The organism is uncultured Nisaea sp. (genome assembly GCF_963974195.1).
Classification (GTDB): Bacteria; Pseudomonadota; Alphaproteobacteria; order Thalassobaculales; family Thalassobaculaceae; genus Nisaea.
In genome coordinates this window covers 1-17,839 of record NZ_CAXBDC010000094.1, presented here as the reverse complement: position 1 = coordinate 17,839, position 17,839 = coordinate 1, and the positions used below count along the sequence as shown (strand labels likewise).

Genomic DNA, 17,839 nt, shown 5'->3' with positions numbered 1-17,839 from the left:
CTCGGCCTTGCCGTGGCCGTGGCGGAACTGGTCAGCGGCTGGCGCTATGTCGGCGGCGGCAGCGGTATTTCCATGCCGGTTTTCCCCGGTGCGGCCGGGGCGGGCTCGCTGGTCTTCTATGTCATGCTGTTCGTCCTCGCCATCGTCTCGCACATGATCATCCGGGTGATCTACAAGACCCGCTTCGGCCTGGCCGTGAACGCCATCCGGGACGACGAGGACAAGGCCGAGGCGATGGGTATCCACACCAACCGCTACAAGGTCATCGCCTGGATGATCGCGGCCTTCTTCATGGGCGTGGCGGGGGCGATTTTCGGCAACATGTCCGGTTTCATTGAGCCGCTGGAAGTGGCCTTCCCGACGGCGACCTTCGGCATCTTCATGGTGGCGATGGCCCTGGTCGGGGGCAAGGGCACGGTCTGGGGACCGGTGCTTGGCGCCATCCTGTTCCACATCGTCAAGGAAGTGACCTGGACCCATCTGCTCGGCTGGCAGTGGGTCGCGCTGGGGGCGATCATCATCATCAATATTGTCTATTTCCAGCAGGGCATTCTCGGCTGGGCGCAGGATCGCTGGCCGGCTCTGTTCGGCGTGACTGTGGATGAGAAAATGACCCGGGCCGGACAGACGGAGGCAGCGGAATGAGCGGATCGCTAATCGAGGTGCGCGGCGTCTCCAAAAGTTACGGTGGGGTCATCGCCAACAAGGATGTCAGCATCGATGTCGCCGAGGGCGGCATCACCGGGCTGATCGGGCCGAACGGGTCGGGCAAGACCACTTTGTTCAATTCGATCGTCGGCTATCACCCGATCGACGAAGGCTCGATCAAGTTCAAGGGCAAGGAGATCTCCAAACTCCGGGTGCCGGACATCGCCCGGCTCGGCCTGCTCCGGACCTTCCAGCAGACCCGGATCTATTCGAAGATGGACTGCATGAAGAACATGCTGATCTCGGTCTCGCACCGGGAAGAGGGCCTCGGCTCCATGTTCGGCTCCATGCATGACCGGGAGACCGAGGCCTTTGCCGAGGAGCTGCTGGAATTCGTCGGGCTCTACCAGAAGCGGTTCCTGGTCGCGGGGGAGTTGTCCTTCGGTCAGCAAAAGCTGCTGGAATTCGCCATGGCGCTGATGAACCGGCCGAAGGTCCTGCTGCTGGACGAGCCGACGGCGGGCATCAATCCGACCTTGATCAACGGCCTGATCGACCGGCTGAAGCGGGCGAACGAACAGTTCGGCATCACCCTCTTCGTCATCGAACACAATATGCGCGTGATCATGAACCTGGCGGACCGGATCTCCTGTCTGGCTCATGGAGAGCTGCTTGCCACCGGCTCGCCGGAAGAGGTTCAGAACGACCCGCGCGTGGTCGAAGCCTATCTGGGAGCCCACTGATGAGCGACAAGGAAGAAACCGTGAGTGTGACGGTGAGCGAGACGCGCATCAGCGGCTATGGCAAGGGGGGCGTTGAGACAGTCATTTCCGTCGAGGATGTGGTCCGGCAAGTCGAGGCCATCGCCGACGGCCCGGACCAGGCCCGGATCGATGCGCTGGCCGGGCCGGATCCGTATCTCACAATCGACAAGCTGAAGGCCGGTTACGGCAAGATGGAAATCCTGCACGACTTCTCCCTCAAGGTCGGCAAGGGGCAATCCTGCTGCCTGATCGGCCCGAACGGGGCGGGCAAGTCGACGATCCTGCACTCGATCTTCGGCTTCACCAATATCTTCTCCGGCTCCGTCACTGTCGGCGGCAAGGACGTCACCCACCTCTCCTCGAACGAAAAACTGAAGAATGCGGGCATCGCCTACATCCTGCAGGACAAGTCCGTGTTCGGCGGCATGACGGTGGAGGAAAATCTCTGGATGGGCGGCTATCTGAAGGAAACCTCCACGGAAGCCAAGGAAGCGGCGGAGCGGATCTTCGAGAAATATCCCCGCCTTGCCGCCCGCCGAAACCACCAGGCCAAGGTGCTTTCCGGGGGCGAGCGGCGTCTGCTGGAAATCAGCCGGGCACTGGTCATGGAGCCGGAAATCCTGCTGGTGGACGAGCCGTCCATCGGCCTTGAGCCGCGCTTCATCGACATGGTGTTCGAGATCCTGGACGACCTGCAAAGGGTCGAGGGCAAGACCATCCTGATGGTCGAGCAGAACGCCAAGAAGGGCCTGGAATTTGCCGATATCGGCTATGTGCTGGTTTCGGGCCAGACGGCGATGGCAGGCACCGGCGAGGAATTGCTGGCGAACCCGGAAGTCGGGCGGCTGTTCCTCGGAGGCTAGTGGCGGGGAATGATGGCGAAAGGCGTGGCGATCATGACCGTTTGACGCGGAACACCTGCTTTCGCGCGTGATCGCGGACCAGATCGACGGCCTCGCCATTCCAGTGATAATCGAGGTGGCGTCCCTGTACTGGCAGGGACGCCAGATCCGGATGGAAAAGCGCAGCCGCGCTTCCCTCGGGGTAGCGGACGCTTGGATAGACAACCCCGTCCCGGCCCGCTTCCCTGAGGTGTTTTCCGAAGACTTGTCCGGCGGCATGGGAGTCTGGATCAAGTTCCAGTGCGAACCGTTCCCGGTCGAGCCGAAGATCCGCAAGCGAGGCATCGATGTTTAGCAAAAGTTCCCGGAACTGGGATGTCCAGCCCGGCTCTTCGTGCGTCGCGCGCATCAGCCGCTCGTGATGGTGGATGGTCTCGAACAGGGCGACTTCGAAACAATCGCCCGCATAGAGAACGCCGTACTGCCCAGCGGAAAACCGGCTTGGCCTGTCCGTGCTGGCATGGGTGAAGGGCGCCATGAGGAAAGAGGCTCCGGGACCTGAAACGCGCCTCTGTGGCGGCACGAGGTCGAGTCGGCCCACACTTTCCAGAACACGCGGATTGGACTTCTGCTCGGCGGATATCAGAAGCGCCCAGTCTTCGGGGTCGGCAATATCCTCAAACAAATCAATGGGCGGGTGGAGAGACCGGATAATGCGCCGGGCGCCGGTCCAGGCAACGGAACTGACGGGAACGTCCTTCACCAGGCCCCGCGTTCGGCATCGAGATAGTCCCGTACCCGTATCAGGTCGGTCATGTCGCCATGGCGCATCACATCAAGCGCGCTTTCACCGCCGAAAGCGTCGTTCGGCTTGCCGATCCAGGCATATCCGCGTGCCGGGTCGGTGAAAATGATGCGCAGGCTTTTATGGATACCCATCACTGTCGCCAGCCGGGTTTTCTGGTCCCGGCCAAGGCGTCCGGTCTTGCCGGTCTTCCAGCGCGCATAGGTACGGGGGGCAAGGTCAAGCAGGGTTGCCGCGTCCTCGTCCGTCAGATCCCAATGCGCGAACAGTCTCACGGCTGCTCGGAAGAGCGCCGCGCCCTCTTCGTCCGTGATGGGGGCCATGCGGAATTCAGCGGGTTCCGTTGCTATTGGATGCAGGCTGATCATCGGAAATCTCCATATGGCGCAATATAGTATATTTTACGCCATATGGCAATGATATGACTCTGGCATGAAGGACGGGCCGGCCTTGCGGAATGGACTCTAGCGTTCCAGCCCAAGCCTCTTGTGCCAGTCTTCGATGCTTTCCTCCGGATAGGCATCGAAGCACTGGTCATGCACGCCTTTTTCCAGCGGCACCCAGTCCGGCTTTGCCTCGAGCATCAGATGCGTCAGTTCCGGCGCGGTGGGGAGTGGAGTGTCGATGGCGCCGGCCTGCGGGTGCACCAGCTCCGGCCAGCGCGGGTCCCAAAGCCAGAGGGCGGAGCCGCAGGTCTTGCAGAAGCTGCGCTCGGCCTGGCTGGTCTCGCCGTCGATCACGGCGCTGTATTTCGCGATGCTCTCCGCGCCCTCGATCTTCAGGCTTTCGAAGTCGCCGGACAGATTGATGGCATAGCCGCCGCTACCCGCGGTTTTTCGGCAGATCGAGCAGTAGCAGCGATTGAACGGCGTGGGATGCTTGCTTTCCAGGCTGAAGCGGACGGCGCCGCAATGGCAGGACCCCTCGAGATGCATGGTGCAATCTCCCTTGACGGTGTTTCCTCAGTCGGCGCCGCCGGACATGTCCGGGCGCAGGAAGCTGATCTGGGCCTTGCCGTAGCGCCGGTTATCCAGCACATCCAGCCATTCCGGAATTTCCAGCTGCTCCGATTTCTCGCATTCGACGACGATCAGCGTCTCGCCATCGATCCAGCCGCCTTTGTGCAGCCGGTCGAGCGCAGGTGCGGCAAGGCCGCTATTATAGGGCGGGTCCATCAGGATCAGACCGGCCGGACGCGGCGCTGTGCGATGCAGGGAAAGAATGTCGCCCTCGATCACGATAGCCGCGTCAGTGACTTTCAGCCGCGCGATATTTTCCCGCAGCGCCTGGACGGCTTCCCGGTCGTTTTCGATGAACACGGCTTCCGTCGCCCCGCGTGACAGGGCCTCGAGGCCGAGCGCGCCGGTGCCTGCGAAGACATCCACCACCAGCGCATCCGTCAGCACATCGCCGAGCCTGCCGCCCTGAAGGACGCCGAACAGGGATTCCCGTGTCCGGTCGGCGGTCGGCCGTGTGTTCCAGTTCTCAGGGGCGGCGAGTTTGGTTCCGCGATTTTTGCCCGCGACGATCCGCATTCTTGTCTCCTCGAGCCGGGCCGGCCTTGGACGCGTCCCGTTTCATATTCTGCTTGCTTGCCGCGCCACGCGTCGAGGGCTTTCTGTCGCCATCGGCCTTCCCGGGAGCGCCGGATCTGCCAGTGGCTCCGGACCTTCCGGTGGCTCCGGGCTTTCCGGCTCCGCTGACCTTGACGGCACCGCCCGGTTTTGGAGCGCCTCTGGGTTTGCCGGCGCCCGAGGGCTTCGCTGTTCCGTCTTTTCCTGCACCGTCCTTCGGCGCGGGGCCGCGTGTGCCCTTGAACGGCGCTTTCGTCTTCGCTTTCGCGGTGCCGGTCTTCTCCTCGCGGATGCCGAGCTGTTCCTTCAGCGTGGCCTGCCGGACTTCCAGAACCTCGCCCTCCGGCAAGTCGCCGAGCTGGAACGGGCCGTAGGAGACCCGGATCAGCCGGTTCACCTTGAGGCCGACATGCTCCATCAGCTTGCGGATCTCGCGGTTCTTGCCTTCCCGGATGCCGAGGGTGAGCCAGGTGTTCGACTTGCCCTCGATATCCCGCTCGACCGTGACCGAGCCGTATTTGATGCCGTCCACCGTCGGGCCGGACTTCAGCAGGGCAATCGATTTCTCGGTAATGGAGCCATAGACCCGGACCCGGTATTTCCGCAGCCACGCCGTCGACGGTAATTCCAGCAGCCGGGACAGGGCGCCGTCATTGGTCAGTAGCAGCAGGCCCTCGGTATCGAAATCGAGACGGCCGACCGTGACCACGCGCGGCAGATCCTTCGGTAGCCGGTCGAACACGGTCTCCCGGCCTTCCGGGTCCTTGTTCGTCGTCACCACGCCGCGCGGCTTGTTGAAGCGCCAGAGTCGTGTCGGCTCGATCACCGGCAAGGCCCTGCCGTCGACCCGGATCTTCGACTCCCCGGTAACGGTGACGGCGGGGCTGGTCAGGACTTCGCCGTCCAGCTCGACCCGTCCGTCAGCAATCCATTGCTCCGCCTCGCGGCGGGAGCAGAGTCCGGCCCGGGCCAGCCGTTTGGCAATGCGTTCCGGGCCACGGTCTTCGGTGAAAATTTCGCTGAAATCGCTCATGAAGCAGGTCTTACGCGCGGACGCGTCAGGATGCAAACGGCTTGGATGCAATACCGCTTCCCGCTAGGTATGAAGCTATGAAGACTGAACATCTGACAATTATGGCACGGGCGCTGGCCGAAGCGGAAGCGGCTGCTGCACGGGGCGAGGTTCCGGTGGGCGCGGTGGTGACCGGCCCGGACGGCGCGGTGCTTGCCGTTGCCGGTAACCGGGTGGAGGAACTGAACGACCCGAGCGCGCATGCGGAGATCCTGGCGATCCGGGCAGCGGCGGTGACGCTTGGGTCGCCGCGGCTGATCGGCTGCGATCTGCATGTGACGCTGGAGCCCTGCCCGATGTGTGCAACGGCCATCAGTTTCGCCCGTATCCGCCGTCTGGTCTTTGGCGCCTACGATCCGAAGGGCGGCGGGGTCGAGCATGGCCCCCGGATCTACAGCCAGCCGACCTGCCATCACGCGCCGGAGGTGGTCGGCGGGGTGGAGGAAAGCCGGGCCGGTGATCTTCTTCGCAAATTCTTCCAGGACCGCCGCTAGGAGCCTCCCATGCAGCTCAATCTCTCTCCCGATGCTTCCATCGTCATCCTGACCGGCGCGGGTATTTCCAAGGAATCCGGTCTCGACACGTTTCGGGACGCGGACGGCATCTGGTCGAAAGTCAATCTGGAGGATGTGGCGACGCCGGAGGGCTATCTGCGCAACCCGGTGATGGTGCACGCGTTCTACAACGCCCGCCGCCGTTCCCTGATGGACAGCAACGTGGTGCCGAACGCGGCCCATGCGGCGCTGGCGAAGCTGGAACAAGCCTGGCAGGGCAATGTGCTGCTGGTCACGCAGAATATCGACGATCTGCACGAGCGGGCGGGCTCATCAAAACTGCTGCACATGCATGGCGAAATGCTGAAAGCCCGCTGCGAGCGGACCGGCGAGATCTTCGACTGGCGGGATGACCTGACGCTGGAAAGCCGCAACCCGACGACAAACGAGGAGGGCACGCTGCGCCCGCACGTCGTCTGGTTCGGCGAGATGCCGCTCTATATGGAAGAGATCTACGAAGCGCTCTCCAACGCCAATCTCTTCATTTCCATCGGCACTTCCGGCAACGTCTATCCGGCAGCCGGTTTCGTCCAGGAAGCCCGCATGCACGGCGCCCACACGATCGAGCTCAACCTTGAGCCGTCAGAGGGCGCCACGCTCTTCGCCGAGAAACGCTACGGCCCGGCCAGCGAGATCGTGCCGGCCTATGTGGAAGAGCTGCTGGGCGGGATTTGAAGTTCAGCATAGCATCATCGCCATAATACATTTTGATTTTTCACCTATCGAATTGATCAAAGTGAATTCAAAATAATAGAATAACGGACGATTTTTTTGCAAAAAGCAACCGTAAGGCGAAATATGAACAGATATGTCTATGCTGGGACTGTTTTGCCGGAAAGAGCCCCCTGTAATTTGCCCGACAAGCTAGAGTTCAGTGCTATAGCTGATGCAAATGAAGAAATGGTGGAGTGTGCAATGCACATTTTCGCTAATCAGATAATTTGTGAATGTAATTCGAAATTTCCAGTTAATGATTTGTGGACGCTAAGAAATTCAATCGCAGCATTTGCTCAAAGTATTCTTGATGTGGCTGGCTTAAGTTTTGCTATCGGGTACACCGTTGAAATAAAATCGGTGTCATACAATGGTGGGGCGCTTGTTTTTCCGATTACATTTCCGGGGGTTGCTAAAGAATTAAAACCTGGAGAGATGACAGAACTTCCAGTCTCAGTTGAGATATTACGCCGCCCCTTATTAGTTCGAGCATGCGCGGATATTCGATCAGCAATTTTAATTCCAGGGGACACGGGTTTCTTTTGTTATCGTGCTATTGAAAGCGTTGGAAATCAGCTTATTCACGATAAATACATAAAAAATAAAAAAGAATCATTTGATTTTTTTGAAAGAGAATTAAAAATTGAAAATAGATATTATAATTTTCTTAAAGTCGTAGGCGGGGAAGCAAGGCATGGGAAAATAATTTCAATTTCAGGGGAAGAAAGGAAACACTCTGTACAAATTTCTAGAGCGACGATAATGCGCATTGCGGAATGGTATGGAGGTGTAAAGGCTAATTGGGAAAATTCGATCTTACCGGAAATAAGTTTATGAATTTTCGTATAATTTATTTGTACTAGAAAATAACTATTTTTGATTAGACCGTCATCCCGATTAGAAAGCCGGGACGACGGCTATAAGGCGGTAGATAGAGACTATCGAGGCTGCATCCGGATAGCGCCATCCAGCCGCACGGTTTCGCCGTTCAGCATGACATTGTCGATCATCGCCATCGCCAGCTTCGCGTATTCCTCCGGCGTGCCGAAGCGGGACGGGTAGGGCACGGTGGCGGCGAGGCTGTCCTGCACGTCCTGTGGCATGCCGAGCAGCATCGGGGTGCCGAACAGGCCGGGCGCGATGGTGTTGAAGCGGATGCCCACCTTGGCGAATTCCCGTGCACCGACGATGGTCAGCGCATGCACGCCGCCCTTCGATGCCGCATAGGCGCTCTGGCCGATCTGGCCTTCGAAGGCGGCGACCGAGGCGGTGGAGATGACGATGCCGCGTTCGCCGTCTTCCAACGGGTCCATGCCCTGCATGTCGGCGGCGGCGAGGCGCATCATGTTGAAGGTGCCGATCAGGTTGACCTCGATCACCTTGCGGAAATTGTCGAGCGGCATCGGGCCGTTGCGGCTGACAATCCGTTCGGCGGGCGCGATACCGGCGCAGTTCACCAGAATGCGGGCCGGGCCATGGGCCTCGCGGGCTGTGGCGATGGCCGCTTCGGCGGAGGCGGCGTCGGAAACGTCACATGGCACGGCGATGCCGCCGATCTCGGCCGCGACTTTCTGCGCGCCCTCTTCATTGACGTCGAACAGCGCGACCTTCGCGCCCGCTGCCGCCAGTACGCGCGCGGTGCCCGCGCCGAGCCCGCTGCCGCCGCCCGTGACGATCGCGGCTTGCCCCTGAACCTGCATGTCCTGTTTCCTCCGGTGCTTTCGGGTCCGGCCTTTGCTGGCCGGATGCTTGAACGGTATAACGGGGCGCAGTGAAACCGAAAGCCGCCCGCGCGTCCAGCGCGGCAAGGGGATCAATTGCGATGCTGCCCTCGTTCCAAGACGTGCCCCGCCCCGCCCTGATCCTCGGTCTTGGCGGCCTTATTCCGTTTTATGTGATTTCCCTGCCGATCTGGCTGACGGACCCGCTGTACGGCTATGTGCTGATCGACAGCCTGATCACCTATGGCGCGGCGATCCTCTCCTTCCTCGGCGCGGTGCATTGGGGCGCCGCCATGTGGCAGGGCGAGCTGGAAGAGGCGCGGGAAGAGGACGAGGAGGAAATGGACCGGGCGGCCTGGGCCCGCTACGGCTGGAGCGTGGTACCGGCGCTGATCGCCTGGATCGCCACGCTGCTTGGGCCGTTCTTCGGCCTGCTGCTGATCGCGCTCGGTGTGACGCTTGCCTATTTCATCGATGTACGCGCCTGCCATGCCGGTTTCTTTCCGGAATGGTATGCGAAACTCAGGAAGTGGCTGACGCTCTTCGTGCTGATCGCACTCGCCAATGCGGTTGTCAGTGGTGTGACCGGGTCATTCTAGGCCGGACTAGCGGGCCTTCGTTTCGGCGGTGTCCGGCTTTTCATCACCAACCAGCACAACCGGATGATGATCGGTCTTGTTGCGCAGGGGCTTCTTGCCGAGCTTTGCCTCGCGGCGGGCGATGTAGAGCGTCGAGGTGACGATCAGCGCGGCACCGCCCAGCGTATGCAGTCCCGGAATATCGCCGAATAGCCAGAAGCCGATGAAGCCCGCGAAGATCAGCCGGGAATAGTCGAACGGCACCACGGCCGTCGCCTCGCCGATCTTGAAGCCCTTGACCGCGCAGGCCTGCCCGGCGGAGCCGAGAGCGCCGACGGCAAGCATCATTCCCATCTCGGTCCAGGTTGGCTGCTGCCAGACCAGGATGGCCGGAATGGTCATGATGGAGGTCGAGATGATGCCGAAGCTGAAGAGAATGGTGAGCGGGGATTCCGTTGTGCTGAGTTTCTTCACCACGACCACGACAAGCGCGACAAACAGCGTGCCGAGCAGGGCGACACCGGCGGCGAAGCCGATCTCGGAGGAGCCGGGCCGGACCATGATGAGCACGCCGACGAAGCCGACGGCGGTTGCCGTCCAGCGCCGCCAGCGGACCTGCTCGTTCAGGAACAGCACGGCCAGCACGATCATGAAGAGCGGCTTGGCGAAGCTGATCGCCGTGGCGTCGGCCAGCGGCATGTGGGTCACGGAATAGAAGCCGCAGGCCATCGCGCCGGCGCCGAGGCAGCCACGCAGCAGATGGGCCAGGGGGCGTTCGGTTTTGAAAACGGTGGGGCCGGCCTTGGCCATGAAGGGCAGGATGACGATCAGCCCGAAGGCACAGCGGAAAAAGGCGATCTGGAATGTGTCCAGCCGTGCGCCGAGCAGCTTTACCTCTGCCTGCATGATGGAAAAGAGCACGCAGGAGACGACGATCCAGAGCGCGCCTTGCGTGTTCGGTGACAGGGCGGAGAAGCGGGAAGACAGCGATGTATCGGCGAGCGCCATGGGAAATCTGCAGGCGCTCGACCGCGCCATGTCCATAATCTTCGGAAGGCTGTCAGGATACGCTCCGGCGCGTTCTCTACCAGCGCTGATTGCGCATTGCTGCCTTGCCGGTCATGGGCGCGGGTGGCCTTAACGGCTCCGGATGGTCTTGGTCCGGCACGATTTTTCCGTCAGCGTGCTCCGGTTTCGGCGGGCCATACGACAAGGATGTTGCTGGATTTCCAGATCGGTCCGGGATCCTGGAATTCGGCATGCTCCACTCCTCCAAGGGATTTGTAGAAATGCCGCGCCGCCGTGTTCTCGGTGACCACGGACAGGCCGACGCCGTTGAAGCCGGCCTCTCCCATCCGTTGAAAGGCCTGTTTGAGCAGACGCCGCCCGAGGCCCCGGCCGCGCTGGCTGCCATCGACATAGAGATGCTTGATCTCTCCCCTGTCGCCGAAGATTTCGGATGTTGGAGGCCCATAGCTGACCAGACCGACAATCGTGCCGCCGATGAGGGCGAGCAGTGTGCTCTTTGTGTCGTCGGTCGAGGAGAGGGTCTCGATCCAGCCGGGCAGGCGGCGGTCTTCATTCAGCACGCGCACGGCTTCTTCCGGCGCCATGTCCTTGTAGGTCTCGCGCCAGATCTTCACGTGAAAACGGGCAATCTCGACGGCCTCCTCTGCGGTGGCCGTTCTGATTTCGATATCGTCCGGTTTCTCTGTTACTGCCATGGCGCGGGTCCACGAAAATGATGCGATGGCGACTCTAGACCGGCTCGCCACGGAGATCACCAGAGCGGATTGCGCATTGCAGCATTGCCGCTGGCACGAGCCATCGTTATAGGATGAAGGGAATAATCAAGACGCCAACCGGCCGCCAGCCGGGAATGGCGCGATGGTAAGGGATGCGGACAAGCAGGGGACGCCGAGAGACATGACGACAGACAGCACACCGCTCTGGAAGCCGAGTGCCGAGCGGATCGCCGGGGCGAACATCACCCGTTTCATCGACTTCGTGAACCGCGAGCGCGGCGCAGGCCTGACGGATTACGACAGCCTCTACGACTGGTCGGTGACGGAGCTGGAAAGCTTCTGGGACGCGGTCTGGGATTTCACCGGGATTGTCGGCGACAAGGGCAGCGACGTTATCCTGAAGGACGGGGACAAGATGCCGGGTGCGGCCTTCTTCCCCGATGCGAAGATAAACTTCGCCGAAAACCTGCTGCGCCGGCGCGACAACGCGGATGCCATCGTGTTCTGGGGCGAGGACAAGGTGAAGCGGCGGATGAGCTTTGCCGCACTCTATGACGAGGTTTCGAAATTCGTCCAGGCCCTGAAAGCCGAAGGCGTCGGCCCCGGCGACCGGGTCGCGGCCTTCATGCCGAACATGCCGGAGACCATCATCGCGACGCTGGCGACCGCCAGCCTCGGCGCCGTCTGGTCATCCTGCTCCCCCGATTTCGGCATTCGCGGCGTGCTGGACCGGTTCGGCCAGATCGAGCCGACTGTGTTCGTCGCCGTCGAGGGTTATTATTACGGCGGCAAGAGCTTCGACACGCTGGACAAGATAGCCGGGATTCTGGCCGAACTGCCGACGGTGAAGAAAACGGTCATCGTGCCCTATACCCGTGAGGAGCCGCCGATCGGGGATATCGAGGGCGCGGTCAGCTATGCGGATTTCACCGGCGCCTATCAGGCGGGCGACATTTCCTTCACCCGCATGGGCTTCAACGAGCCGCTCTATATCATGTTCTCTTCCGGCACCACGGGCGTGCCGAAATGCATCGTGCATGGCATCGGCGGCACGCTGATCCAGCATCTGAAGGAGCATCAGCTCCATAGCGACGTGAAGAAGGACGACCGGGTTTTCTACTTCACCACCTGCGGCTGGATGATGTGGAACTGGCTGATCAGCGGCCTCGCGTCGGAGGCGACGCTGCTGCTCTATGATGGCAACCCGTTCCATCCGGATGGCAACATCCTGTTCGACTATGCTGATGCGGAGGAGATGACCCTGTTCGGGACCTCGGCGAAATATATCGACGCGCTGAACAAGGGCGGGTTGCAGCCGAAGGACACCCACGATCTCTCGACCGTGCGGGCGATGACCTCGACCGGCTCGCCGCTGGTGCCGGAAGGCTTCGACTATGTCTACCGTTCGATCAAGGCGGACATCCAGCTTTCCTCGATCTCCGGCGGCACGGACATCGTCTCCTGCTTCGTGCTGGGTAATCCGGTCGGCCCGGTCTGGCGTGGCGAAATCCAGACCCGCGGCCTCGGCCTCGCGGTCAATGTGTTCGACGATGATGGCAAGCCGGTGGTCGGCGAGAAGGGCGAGCTGGTCTGCACCCGTCCGTTCCCCTGCATGCCGATCATGTTCTGGAACGATCCGGACGGCGCCAAGTACAAGGGCGCCTATTTCGAGAGTTACGACAACATCTGGTGCCACGGCGATTATGTGGAACTGACCCCGCGTGGCGGCATGGTGATCTATGGCCGTTCCGACGCGGTGCTCAATCCGGGTGGTGTGCGGATCGGCACGGCGGAGATCTACCGCCAGGTCGAAAAGCTGCCGGAAGTGCTGGAAGGGCTCGTCATCGGGCAGGACTGGGATGACGATGTCCGCGTTGTGCTGTTCATCCGTCTGGCTGAAGGCGTGAGCCTGGATGATGCGCTGACGAAGAAGATCAAGGATACGGTGCGCAAGGGCGCATCCCCGCGCCATGTGCCGGCCAAGATCATCGCGGTTGCCGATATCCCCCGGACCAAGAGCGGCAAGATCGTCGAGCTGGCCGTGCGTAACGTGGTGCATGGCCGTCCGGTGAAGAATGTCGAGGCGCTGGCTAACCCGGAAGCGCTGAAACTTTATGAGAACCGGCCTGAACTGGCCGGCTGAACGACCGGTTAAACATTTCGCTCATTGGGCTTGGTTGTGCCGGTGAGAGCCGATAGGCTCTGACCGGGGCATGGGATCGGCACGGTATAACGAAGGAATAGTACGATCTCGGCTCAGGATACTTCCGCGCAGCAGCAGGCGACGGACGCGGCGCTGTCCCGCCGTCAGCTTGAGGAAATCGTGCGCGAGCTCGAGGCCGCGATGGAAGAAACGCGGCAATGGCTTGCCCTGTTTCACCGGGCGCTGGTCTGCCAGTTGCGCCCCGATCCGGAAGTCGTGACGGAAGACGCACATCGGATGAGCCGCTTCGGCCGCTGGTACTCCACCCATCGGGATGACGACATTTTCTCGCAACCTGCCTTTGCCATGCTCGTCGGGATGCATCAGGGGCTTTACGCGCATGCTGCCATCCTCGCCGTGCGGGGCTGGAAGGATGACAGGATTCCGACCGAGGAATATGACGCGCTGCTGCACAAGATCGACAGCTTCAACGAGCAGGCAGGCCGCATGGCCCGCGCCTTCCGGGCGGCGCTTTCCGATCTCGATCCGCTGACCGGCACCAACACCCGCATGACCATGGAAAAAGAGCTGATGCGCGAGCAGCAGCGGATGCGGCGCAGCGGCCGTCCCTGCTCAATCGCCATTGCCGATATCGACCGGTTCAAGTCGGTCAACGATACATACGGGCATCAGGCAGGCGACCGGGTGCTCGCCCGGGTGACCCGGATCATCGAGGACACGCTCAGGCCTTATGATTCGATTTACCGGTTCGGCGGCGAGGAGTTTCTGATCTGTCTGCCGGATACGGCTCCGGAGGATGCGCGCCGGGTCCTCGACCGGGTGCGCACGACAATTTCCGAGACTCCTGTGCCGATCGATAATGCTGATCCGCTTTTCGTGACCGTGTCGTTCGGTGTGGCGCAGCTCGTGCCGCGGCGTAAGCTGAACGAGCTGATGGAGCGGGCGGACCGGGCGCTCTATGAGGCCAAGAATAACGGCCGGGATCAGGTTGTGGTCTGGACCGCCGAGCTGATCTGAAGCGGCACTGCGTATTCCCGGGGCATGGGCAATGGCGGGGAATGAGATTGCCGCATCATGCGCGCTGGGTATGATGACGCGCTTTTAACTTTAATCAGTCATCTCATCCGGCTTAAGGGAGAACCATTGTGGCACTCGACAAGGGCAGAACTGCCGAACTGGACCATATGGTCCGCAAGATGGGCGGCATTATCTCGGTGTTCGAAGTGCGCTCCGATCCGGTCGGAAACCCACGCTTCAGTGCCTTTCGCGTCCTGATGGATATCTTCCATTCAATGTGTGAGCGCTCGCTGCGGGAGCAGAAAGACTTCATCGACGAGATGGTCGATTTTACCGAGGAAGAGCGCGAGGAGATCAAGGCCGCGTTCGAGAAGATCTTCGGCAAGCCGACAAGCAGTCTCTGACGGCCTGTTTAATTTGGCTTACTGAATCTGATGGAAGGCGAAGCCGCCTTCCTCTTTCGCCCGTTTCTTCAGTTCAGCGAATGCCGTCAGGACGGTTTCCAGATCCGACTGGTGTTCGCCGGGATCGACCACCAGCATGGCGGCGCTGCAGGTCAGAAGCGGATAGGAGCGCAGATTGCCGTCCCGCCCGCGCGCTTCGATCGAGCCACGCTCGCGGGCTTCCTTGTCGTAGAAGCTTTCCACATCAACGGCGAACTGCTTGCGTGCTTCATAGGCGAGCTGGCTGATTTCTGTCGGAGGCAGGCCGCAAGCGCCGACAAAAAAGTCATCGCCGCCGATATGCCCGAGGAAAAATTCCTGGCCGGTGAAGACCTGCCGCAAAGTCTCCGCGAAGAGCAGCAGGGCGCGGTCGCCCTGGCGGAAGCCGTAGGTATCGTTGAACGGCTTGAAGTTATCGAAATCGAAATGCAGCAGCGCCCGCGTTTGATCGTCCTCGGTCAATGCATCGGCGATGAAGTCCGAGATGGCGGTGTTGCCGGGCAGCTTCGTCAGCGGATTCATTTCCCGGGCGGTGATCAGATTCTTCTCGTTCAGCACCCGCAGCAGCGATGAATTGTCGAGGAAGCCGGCATATTGGGCATTCTCGACAATGATCACCCCGTTTAGCGCATCGTTATGGCTGTAGATCTGCAGGATGCGCTCCGCCTGGGTGTGAATATCCGCAACCGGGCAGGGGCGGACAAAATCACCAAGCCGCTTGCCGAAGCTGCGGTTCACGATCAGATCCTTGCCGTAGGGCGAGAAGGCATAGGCCTTGAGATCGGCATCCCGCACGATGCCGAGCGGCCGCTGATTGGCATCGAGCACCGGAAACAGGCGGGCGCTTTCGTTGGTGCGGAAAGCGTCGAAAACATCCTGCATCGGTGTTTCGATGCTGAGGGTCGGCACATCGACGATCTGCTCGCTAAGCAGATGCTTGTCCGATGTCTGGGAGCGCCGGTCGCGCCGCCGGGCCGATATCAGGCTTTCGTAGCTCCGGCTCAGGCTTTCGTGGTCCAGCGTCGGCCGGGCAACGAGATAGCCCTGCACCATGTCGAAGCCGAGTTCCCGGCAACTGGCCAGATCCTCGTCCGTTTCCACGCCTTCGGCGATGGTCTGGATGCCGAGAACCTCGAACATGTCGATCAGGCTGGAAACGAACAGCTTCTTCTTCGGGTCGCGGGCGACATTGTTGATGAAGTAGCGGTCGAACTTCACATATTCGGCGTGTTCTTCATGCAGCAATCGCAGCCGTGCATAGCCTTCGCCGAAATCGTCCAGCGCGATCTGGATGCCCTTGTCGCGGGCTTCGCGCAGGGCCTGGGTGGCTGCGCTGTCCTGCGAGATGTCCGATTTCTCGGAGACTTCAAGGCAGAGCTGCGTGCTGGAGAGGCCGAGAGCGGCCATGTCATTCAGGGTCTTCGGAATATTGCGGCCGATCTCGGGCAGACTGCGGGCGTCGATATTGAAGAACAGATGCAGTCCTTCGGCGCAGGAGAGAGTGGCGAAATTGTTCAGGGCCTTGGTCAGCAATTGCGATTCAAGCTCTTCCACGACGCCGTTCTCGGCAGCCAGATCAAACAGCTGGGCAATGCTTTTGAAGCCTAACGTGTCCGTGCCGCGCAACAGGGCCTCGAAGCCGTGCGTCAGGCCGGTGTCGAGGTGGACGATTGGCTGAAACGCGTGGCTGACCCCGTGAACTATATCTTCCAGAGGCGGGAATGCTTCAACAATCTCGACACCGAGAGCAGGCGTTGCAACTGCTGAGTTCATATCAAGCACTAAAACTCGCCCTGAGGACTGAAGATGCGGATATTACTGTGCTTTCTATTTCATTCCGAGGAATTTTAAATCCTTTTGTATGTGAATGTTAAATGAATGAAATCTAAGAACTCTGTTTGTTTTTTGGAAAATTTTACTTATCAACGCTGCCTGTTTCCCGGGCAATTGCTCTCCAGCCAATATCCCGGCGGTAGAAACCGTGCGGCCATTTGATGGCTTTGACCGTCTCGTAGGCCCGGGCCTGGGCAGCGGTAACGCTCTCTCCCAGGGCGGTCACGACGAGCACGCGGCCGCCGGTGGCGAGCAGAACGCCCTTGTCCGTGCGGGCGGTGCCGGCATGGAACGTGGTCACGGTGTCACTGTCCGGCGCGAGTTCGGCGATCAGCGTGCCTTTCTCGTAGGTATTGGGATAGCCCTTCGAGGCGAGCACGACGCAGAGCGCACTCTCCGGCCGCCAGCGCAGGGTGATATGGTCGAGCTGACCGTCCGCAGAGGCAATCAGTGCCGGCAGGATGTCGCTCATCAGCCGCATCATCAGCGCTTCGCATTCGGGATCGCCGAACCGGACATTGTGTTCGATCAGCTTGGGGCCGTCCTTCGTGATCATCAGCCCGGCGAACAGCACGCCCTTGAAGGGCATGCCCTCGGCCGCCATGCCGTCGACGGTCGGCTGGACAATTTCCTTCATCACCCGCTGGACCATGGCCTCATCCATCACCGGGGCGGGTGAATAGGCACCCATGCCGCCCGTGTTCGGTCCGGTATCGCCATCGCCGACAGCCTTGTGGTCCTGGGCGGTGGCAAGCGGCAACGCGGTCTTGCCGTCGCAGAGTGCGAAGAAGCTGGCTTCCTCGCCGATCAGGCATTCCTCAATCACCACTTCTTCACCGGCCGCACCGAAGGCGCCACCGGCGAGGGCATCCTCAAGGGCGGAGATCGCTTCATTGACGGTCTGGGCGACGGTCACGCCCTTGCCGGCAGCCAGCCCGTCCGCCTTGATGACGATGGGGGCGCCCATTTTCGTGACGTAGTCCTTCGCCGCTTCCAGATCGGTGAAGCGGGCATAGGCGGCGGTCGGGATATTGTGCCGGTCGCAGATCCCCTTGGTGAAAGCCTTGGAGCCTTCGAGCTGGGCGGCGGCGGCGCTCGGCCCGAAGGCCTTGATGTCAGCATCTTCCAGCTTGTCCACCAGACCGGCGACGAGCGGCGCTTCCGGGCCGACCACGACGAAGTCGATGGCCTGCTCCCTGGCGAAACGCACCACACCGTCGACATTCTCGGCCTTTACCTCGACGCATTCGGCGACAGTGGCGATCCCGGCATTACCCGGCGCGCAATAAAGCTGATCGCAAAGCGGAGAAGCCGAAATGGCCCAGCACAAGGCATGTTCCCGCGCACCCGATCCGACGACCAATA

General features: G+C 60.9%; 20 protein-coding genes. 10 read left to right on the top strand and 10 right to left on the bottom strand.

Going from position 1 to position 17,839, the window contains the following annotated elements; genetic code table 11:
* From AAC126_RS17550 to AAC126_RS17540, 3 genes are all read left to right on the top strand, one after another.
* The coding region (locus AAC126_RS17550) for a branched-chain amino acid ABC transporter permease (protein ID WP_339855715.1) at nucleotides 1-645 on the top strand (645 nt) is incomplete at its 5' end.
* Complete coding sequence (locus tag AAC126_RS17545) at nucleotides 642-1,391, top strand: ABC transporter ATP-binding protein (RefSeq protein WP_339855713.1); 750 nt, start codon at nucleotides 642-644, stop codon at nucleotides 1,389-1,391. The genes AAC126_RS17550 and AAC126_RS17545, both read left to right, overlap by 4 nt.
* Nucleotides 1,391-2,275 carry an ABC transporter ATP-binding protein gene (locus AAC126_RS17540; protein WP_339855711.1) on the top strand — a complete coding sequence of 295 codons (885 nt, stop codon included), beginning with the start codon at nucleotides 1,391-1,393 and terminating at the stop codon, nucleotides 2,273-2,275. The genes AAC126_RS17545 and AAC126_RS17540 overlap by 1 nt, the downstream gene beginning before the upstream one ends.
* 31 nt (nucleotides 2,276-2,306) lie before the next feature.
* Here AAC126_RS17540 and AAC126_RS17535 read toward each other — a convergent pair whose 3' ends face one another.
* From AAC126_RS17535 to AAC126_RS17515, 5 genes are all read right to left on the bottom strand, one after another.
* Nucleotides 2,307-3,017 (bottom strand): RES family NAD+ phosphorylase, encoded by a 711-nt coding sequence (locus AAC126_RS17535; protein WP_339855709.1) that lies wholly within the window; start codon nucleotides 3,015-3,017, stop codon nucleotides 2,307-2,309.
* The gene (locus AAC126_RS17530; protein WP_339855707.1) at nucleotides 3,014-3,427 is read right to left on the bottom strand and encodes an antitoxin Xre-like helix-turn-helix domain-containing protein; all 414 of its coding nucleotides are present in this window, start codon (nucleotides 3,425-3,427) and stop codon (nucleotides 3,014-3,016) included. The genes AAC126_RS17535 and AAC126_RS17530 overlap by 4 nt, the downstream gene beginning before the upstream one ends.
* A 96-nt stretch (nucleotides 3,428-3,523) precedes the next feature.
* Nucleotides 3,524-3,994 (bottom strand): GFA family protein, encoded by a 471-nt coding sequence (locus tag AAC126_RS17525; RefSeq protein ID WP_339855705.1) that lies wholly within the window; start codon nucleotides 3,992-3,994, stop codon nucleotides 3,524-3,526.
* 27 nt (nucleotides 3,995-4,021) lie between these two features.
* Entirely contained in the window at nucleotides 4,022-4,594 is a 573-nt protein-coding gene (gene rsmD / locus AAC126_RS17520) for a 16S rRNA (guanine(966)-N(2))-methyltransferase RsmD (protein ID WP_339855703.1), read from the bottom strand.
* Nucleotides 4,545-5,666: a pseudouridine synthase gene (locus AAC126_RS17515; RefSeq protein WP_339855701.1), complete on the bottom strand. Its 1,122-nt coding sequence runs from the start codon at nucleotides 5,664-5,666 to the stop codon at nucleotides 4,545-4,547. Before AAC126_RS17515 ends, rsmD begins: the two co-directional genes overlap by 50 nt.
* 77 nt (nucleotides 5,667-5,743) lie before the next feature.
* Here AAC126_RS17515 and AAC126_RS17510 point away from each other — a divergent pair, with 77 nt between their 5' ends.
* The 3 genes from AAC126_RS17510 to AAC126_RS17500 all read left to right on the top strand — a co-directional run bounded on the left by AAC126_RS17510 (nucleotide 5,744) and on the right by AAC126_RS17500 (nucleotide 7,810).
* Nucleotides 5,744-6,199, top strand: a complete 456-nt coding sequence (locus AAC126_RS17510; RefSeq protein WP_339855700.1) for a nucleoside deaminase — start codon at nucleotides 5,744-5,746, stop codon at nucleotides 6,197-6,199.
* A 9-nt stretch (nucleotides 6,200-6,208) separates the two neighbouring features.
* Nucleotides 6,209-6,934: a Sir2 family NAD+-dependent deacetylase gene (gene cobB, locus AAC126_RS17505; RefSeq protein ID WP_339855698.1), complete on the top strand. Its 726-nt coding sequence runs from the start codon at nucleotides 6,209-6,211 to the stop codon at nucleotides 6,932-6,934.
* Nucleotides 6,935-7,057: 123 nt separating this feature from the next.
* Nucleotides 7,058-7,810, top strand: a complete 753-nt coding sequence (locus AAC126_RS17500; RefSeq protein WP_339855696.1) for a hypothetical protein — start codon at nucleotides 7,058-7,060, stop codon at nucleotides 7,808-7,810.
* A 101-nt stretch (nucleotides 7,811-7,911) separates the two neighbouring features.
* Here AAC126_RS17500 and AAC126_RS17495 read toward each other — a convergent pair whose 3' ends face one another.
* A complete protein-coding gene (locus tag AAC126_RS17495; protein WP_339855694.1) occupies nucleotides 7,912-8,673 on the bottom strand; it encodes an SDR family NAD(P)-dependent oxidoreductase in 762 nt (253 codons plus the stop codon).
* A 122-nt stretch (nucleotides 8,674-8,795) separates the two neighbouring features.
* Between AAC126_RS17495 and AAC126_RS17490 the strand changes: the two genes are divergently transcribed.
* Nucleotides 8,796-9,293: a DUF3429 domain-containing protein gene (locus AAC126_RS17490; protein ID WP_339855692.1), complete on the top strand. Its 498-nt coding sequence runs from the start codon at nucleotides 8,796-8,798 to the stop codon at nucleotides 9,291-9,293.
* Between the two features lie 6 nt (nucleotides 9,294-9,299).
* Here AAC126_RS17490 and AAC126_RS17485 read toward each other — a convergent pair whose 3' ends face one another.
* Nucleotides 9,300-10,280 (bottom strand): DMT family transporter, encoded by a 981-nt coding sequence (locus AAC126_RS17485; RefSeq protein WP_339855690.1) that lies wholly within the window; start codon nucleotides 10,278-10,280, stop codon nucleotides 9,300-9,302.
* A 170-nt stretch (nucleotides 10,281-10,450) separates the two neighbouring features.
* Entirely contained in the window at nucleotides 10,451-10,996 is a 546-nt protein-coding gene (locus AAC126_RS17480) for a GNAT family N-acetyltransferase (protein WP_339855688.1), read from the bottom strand.
* Between the two features lie 163 nt (nucleotides 10,997-11,159).
* Here AAC126_RS17480 and AAC126_RS17475 point away from each other — a divergent pair, with 163 nt between their 5' ends.
* From AAC126_RS17475 to AAC126_RS17465, 3 genes are all read left to right on the top strand, one after another.
* Nucleotides 11,160-13,160 (top strand): acetoacetate--CoA ligase, encoded by a 2,001-nt coding sequence (locus tag AAC126_RS17475; RefSeq protein WP_339855686.1) that lies wholly within the window; start codon nucleotides 11,160-11,162, stop codon nucleotides 13,158-13,160.
* 105 nt (nucleotides 13,161-13,265) lie between these two features.
* Nucleotides 13,266-14,198, top strand: coding sequence for a diguanylate cyclase (locus AAC126_RS17470; RefSeq protein WP_339855717.1), 933 nt, complete (start codon nucleotides 13,266-13,268; stop codon nucleotides 14,196-14,198).
* 128 nt (nucleotides 14,199-14,326) lie between these two features.
* Nucleotides 14,327-14,602, top strand: coding sequence for a hypothetical protein (locus AAC126_RS17465; protein ID WP_339855684.1), 276 nt, complete (start codon nucleotides 14,327-14,329; stop codon nucleotides 14,600-14,602).
* A gap of 18 nt (nucleotides 14,603-14,620) precedes the next feature.
* On the opposite strand, the gene AAC126_RS17460 is transcribed toward AAC126_RS17465, so the two are convergent.
* Nucleotides 14,621-16,414, bottom strand: a complete 1,794-nt coding sequence (locus AAC126_RS17460; protein ID WP_339855683.1) for a GGDEF domain-containing protein — start codon at nucleotides 16,412-16,414, stop codon at nucleotides 14,621-14,623.
* Between the two features lie 142 nt (nucleotides 16,415-16,556).
* Nucleotides 16,557-17,837 carry a phosphoribosylamine--glycine ligase gene (purD, locus tag AAC126_RS17455; RefSeq protein ID WP_339855681.1) on the bottom strand — a complete coding sequence of 427 codons (1,281 nt, stop codon included), beginning with the start codon at nucleotides 17,835-17,837 and terminating at the stop codon, nucleotides 16,557-16,559.
* Between the last annotated feature and the right edge of the window lie 2 nt (nucleotides 17,838-17,839).

What these genes read in the sequence shown, in the direction of transcription:
- AAC126_RS17545 (WP_339855713.1), top strand. Translation starts at nt 642, where the DNA reads ATGAGCGGATCGCTAATCGAGGTGCGCGGCGTCTCCAAAAGTTACGGT.
- AAC126_RS17540 (WP_339855711.1), top strand. Translation starts at nt 1,391, where the DNA reads ATGAGCGACAAGGAAGAAACCGTGAGTGTGACGGTGAGCGAGACGCGC.
- AAC126_RS17530 (WP_339855707.1), bottom strand. Translation starts at nt 3,427, where the DNA reads ATGATCAGCCTGCATCCAATAGCAACGGAACCCGCTGAATTCCGCATG.
- AAC126_RS17525 (WP_339855705.1), bottom strand. Translation starts at nt 3,994, where the DNA reads ATGCATCTCGAGGGGTCCTGCCATTGCGGCGCCGTCCGCTTCAGCCTG.
- rsmD (WP_339855703.1), bottom strand. Translation starts at nt 4,594, where the DNA reads ATGCGGATCGTCGCGGGCAAAAATCGCGGAACCAAACTCGCCGCCCCT.
- AAC126_RS17515 (WP_339855701.1), bottom strand. Translation starts at nt 5,666, where the DNA reads ATGAGCGATTTCAGCGAAATTTTCACCGAAGACCGTGGCCCGGAACGC.
- AAC126_RS17510 (WP_339855700.1), top strand. Translation starts at nt 5,744, where the DNA reads ATGAAGACTGAACATCTGACAATTATGGCACGGGCGCTGGCCGAAGCG.
- cobB (WP_339855698.1), top strand. Translation starts at nt 6,209, where the DNA reads ATGCAGCTCAATCTCTCTCCCGATGCTTCCATCGTCATCCTGACCGGC.
- AAC126_RS17500 (WP_339855696.1), top strand. Translation starts at nt 7,058, where the DNA reads ATGAACAGATATGTCTATGCTGGGACTGTTTTGCCGGAAAGAGCCCCC.
- AAC126_RS17495 (WP_339855694.1), bottom strand. Translation starts at nt 8,673, where the DNA reads ATGCAGGTTCAGGGGCAAGCCGCGATCGTCACGGGCGGCGGCAGCGGG.
- AAC126_RS17490 (WP_339855692.1), top strand. Translation starts at nt 8,796, where the DNA reads ATGCTGCCCTCGTTCCAAGACGTGCCCCGCCCCGCCCTGATCCTCGGT.
- AAC126_RS17485 (WP_339855690.1), bottom strand. Translation starts at nt 10,280, where the DNA reads ATGGCGCTCGCCGATACATCGCTGTCTTCCCGCTTCTCCGCCCTGTCA.
- AAC126_RS17480 (WP_339855688.1), bottom strand. Translation starts at nt 10,996, where the DNA reads ATGGCAGTAACAGAGAAACCGGACGATATCGAAATCAGAACGGCCACC.
- AAC126_RS17475 (WP_339855686.1), top strand. Translation starts at nt 11,160, where the DNA reads ATGGTAAGGGATGCGGACAAGCAGGGGACGCCGAGAGACATGACGACA.
- AAC126_RS17460 (WP_339855683.1), bottom strand. Translation starts at nt 16,414, where the DNA reads ATGAACTCAGCAGTTGCAACGCCTGCTCTCGGTGTCGAGATTGTTGAA.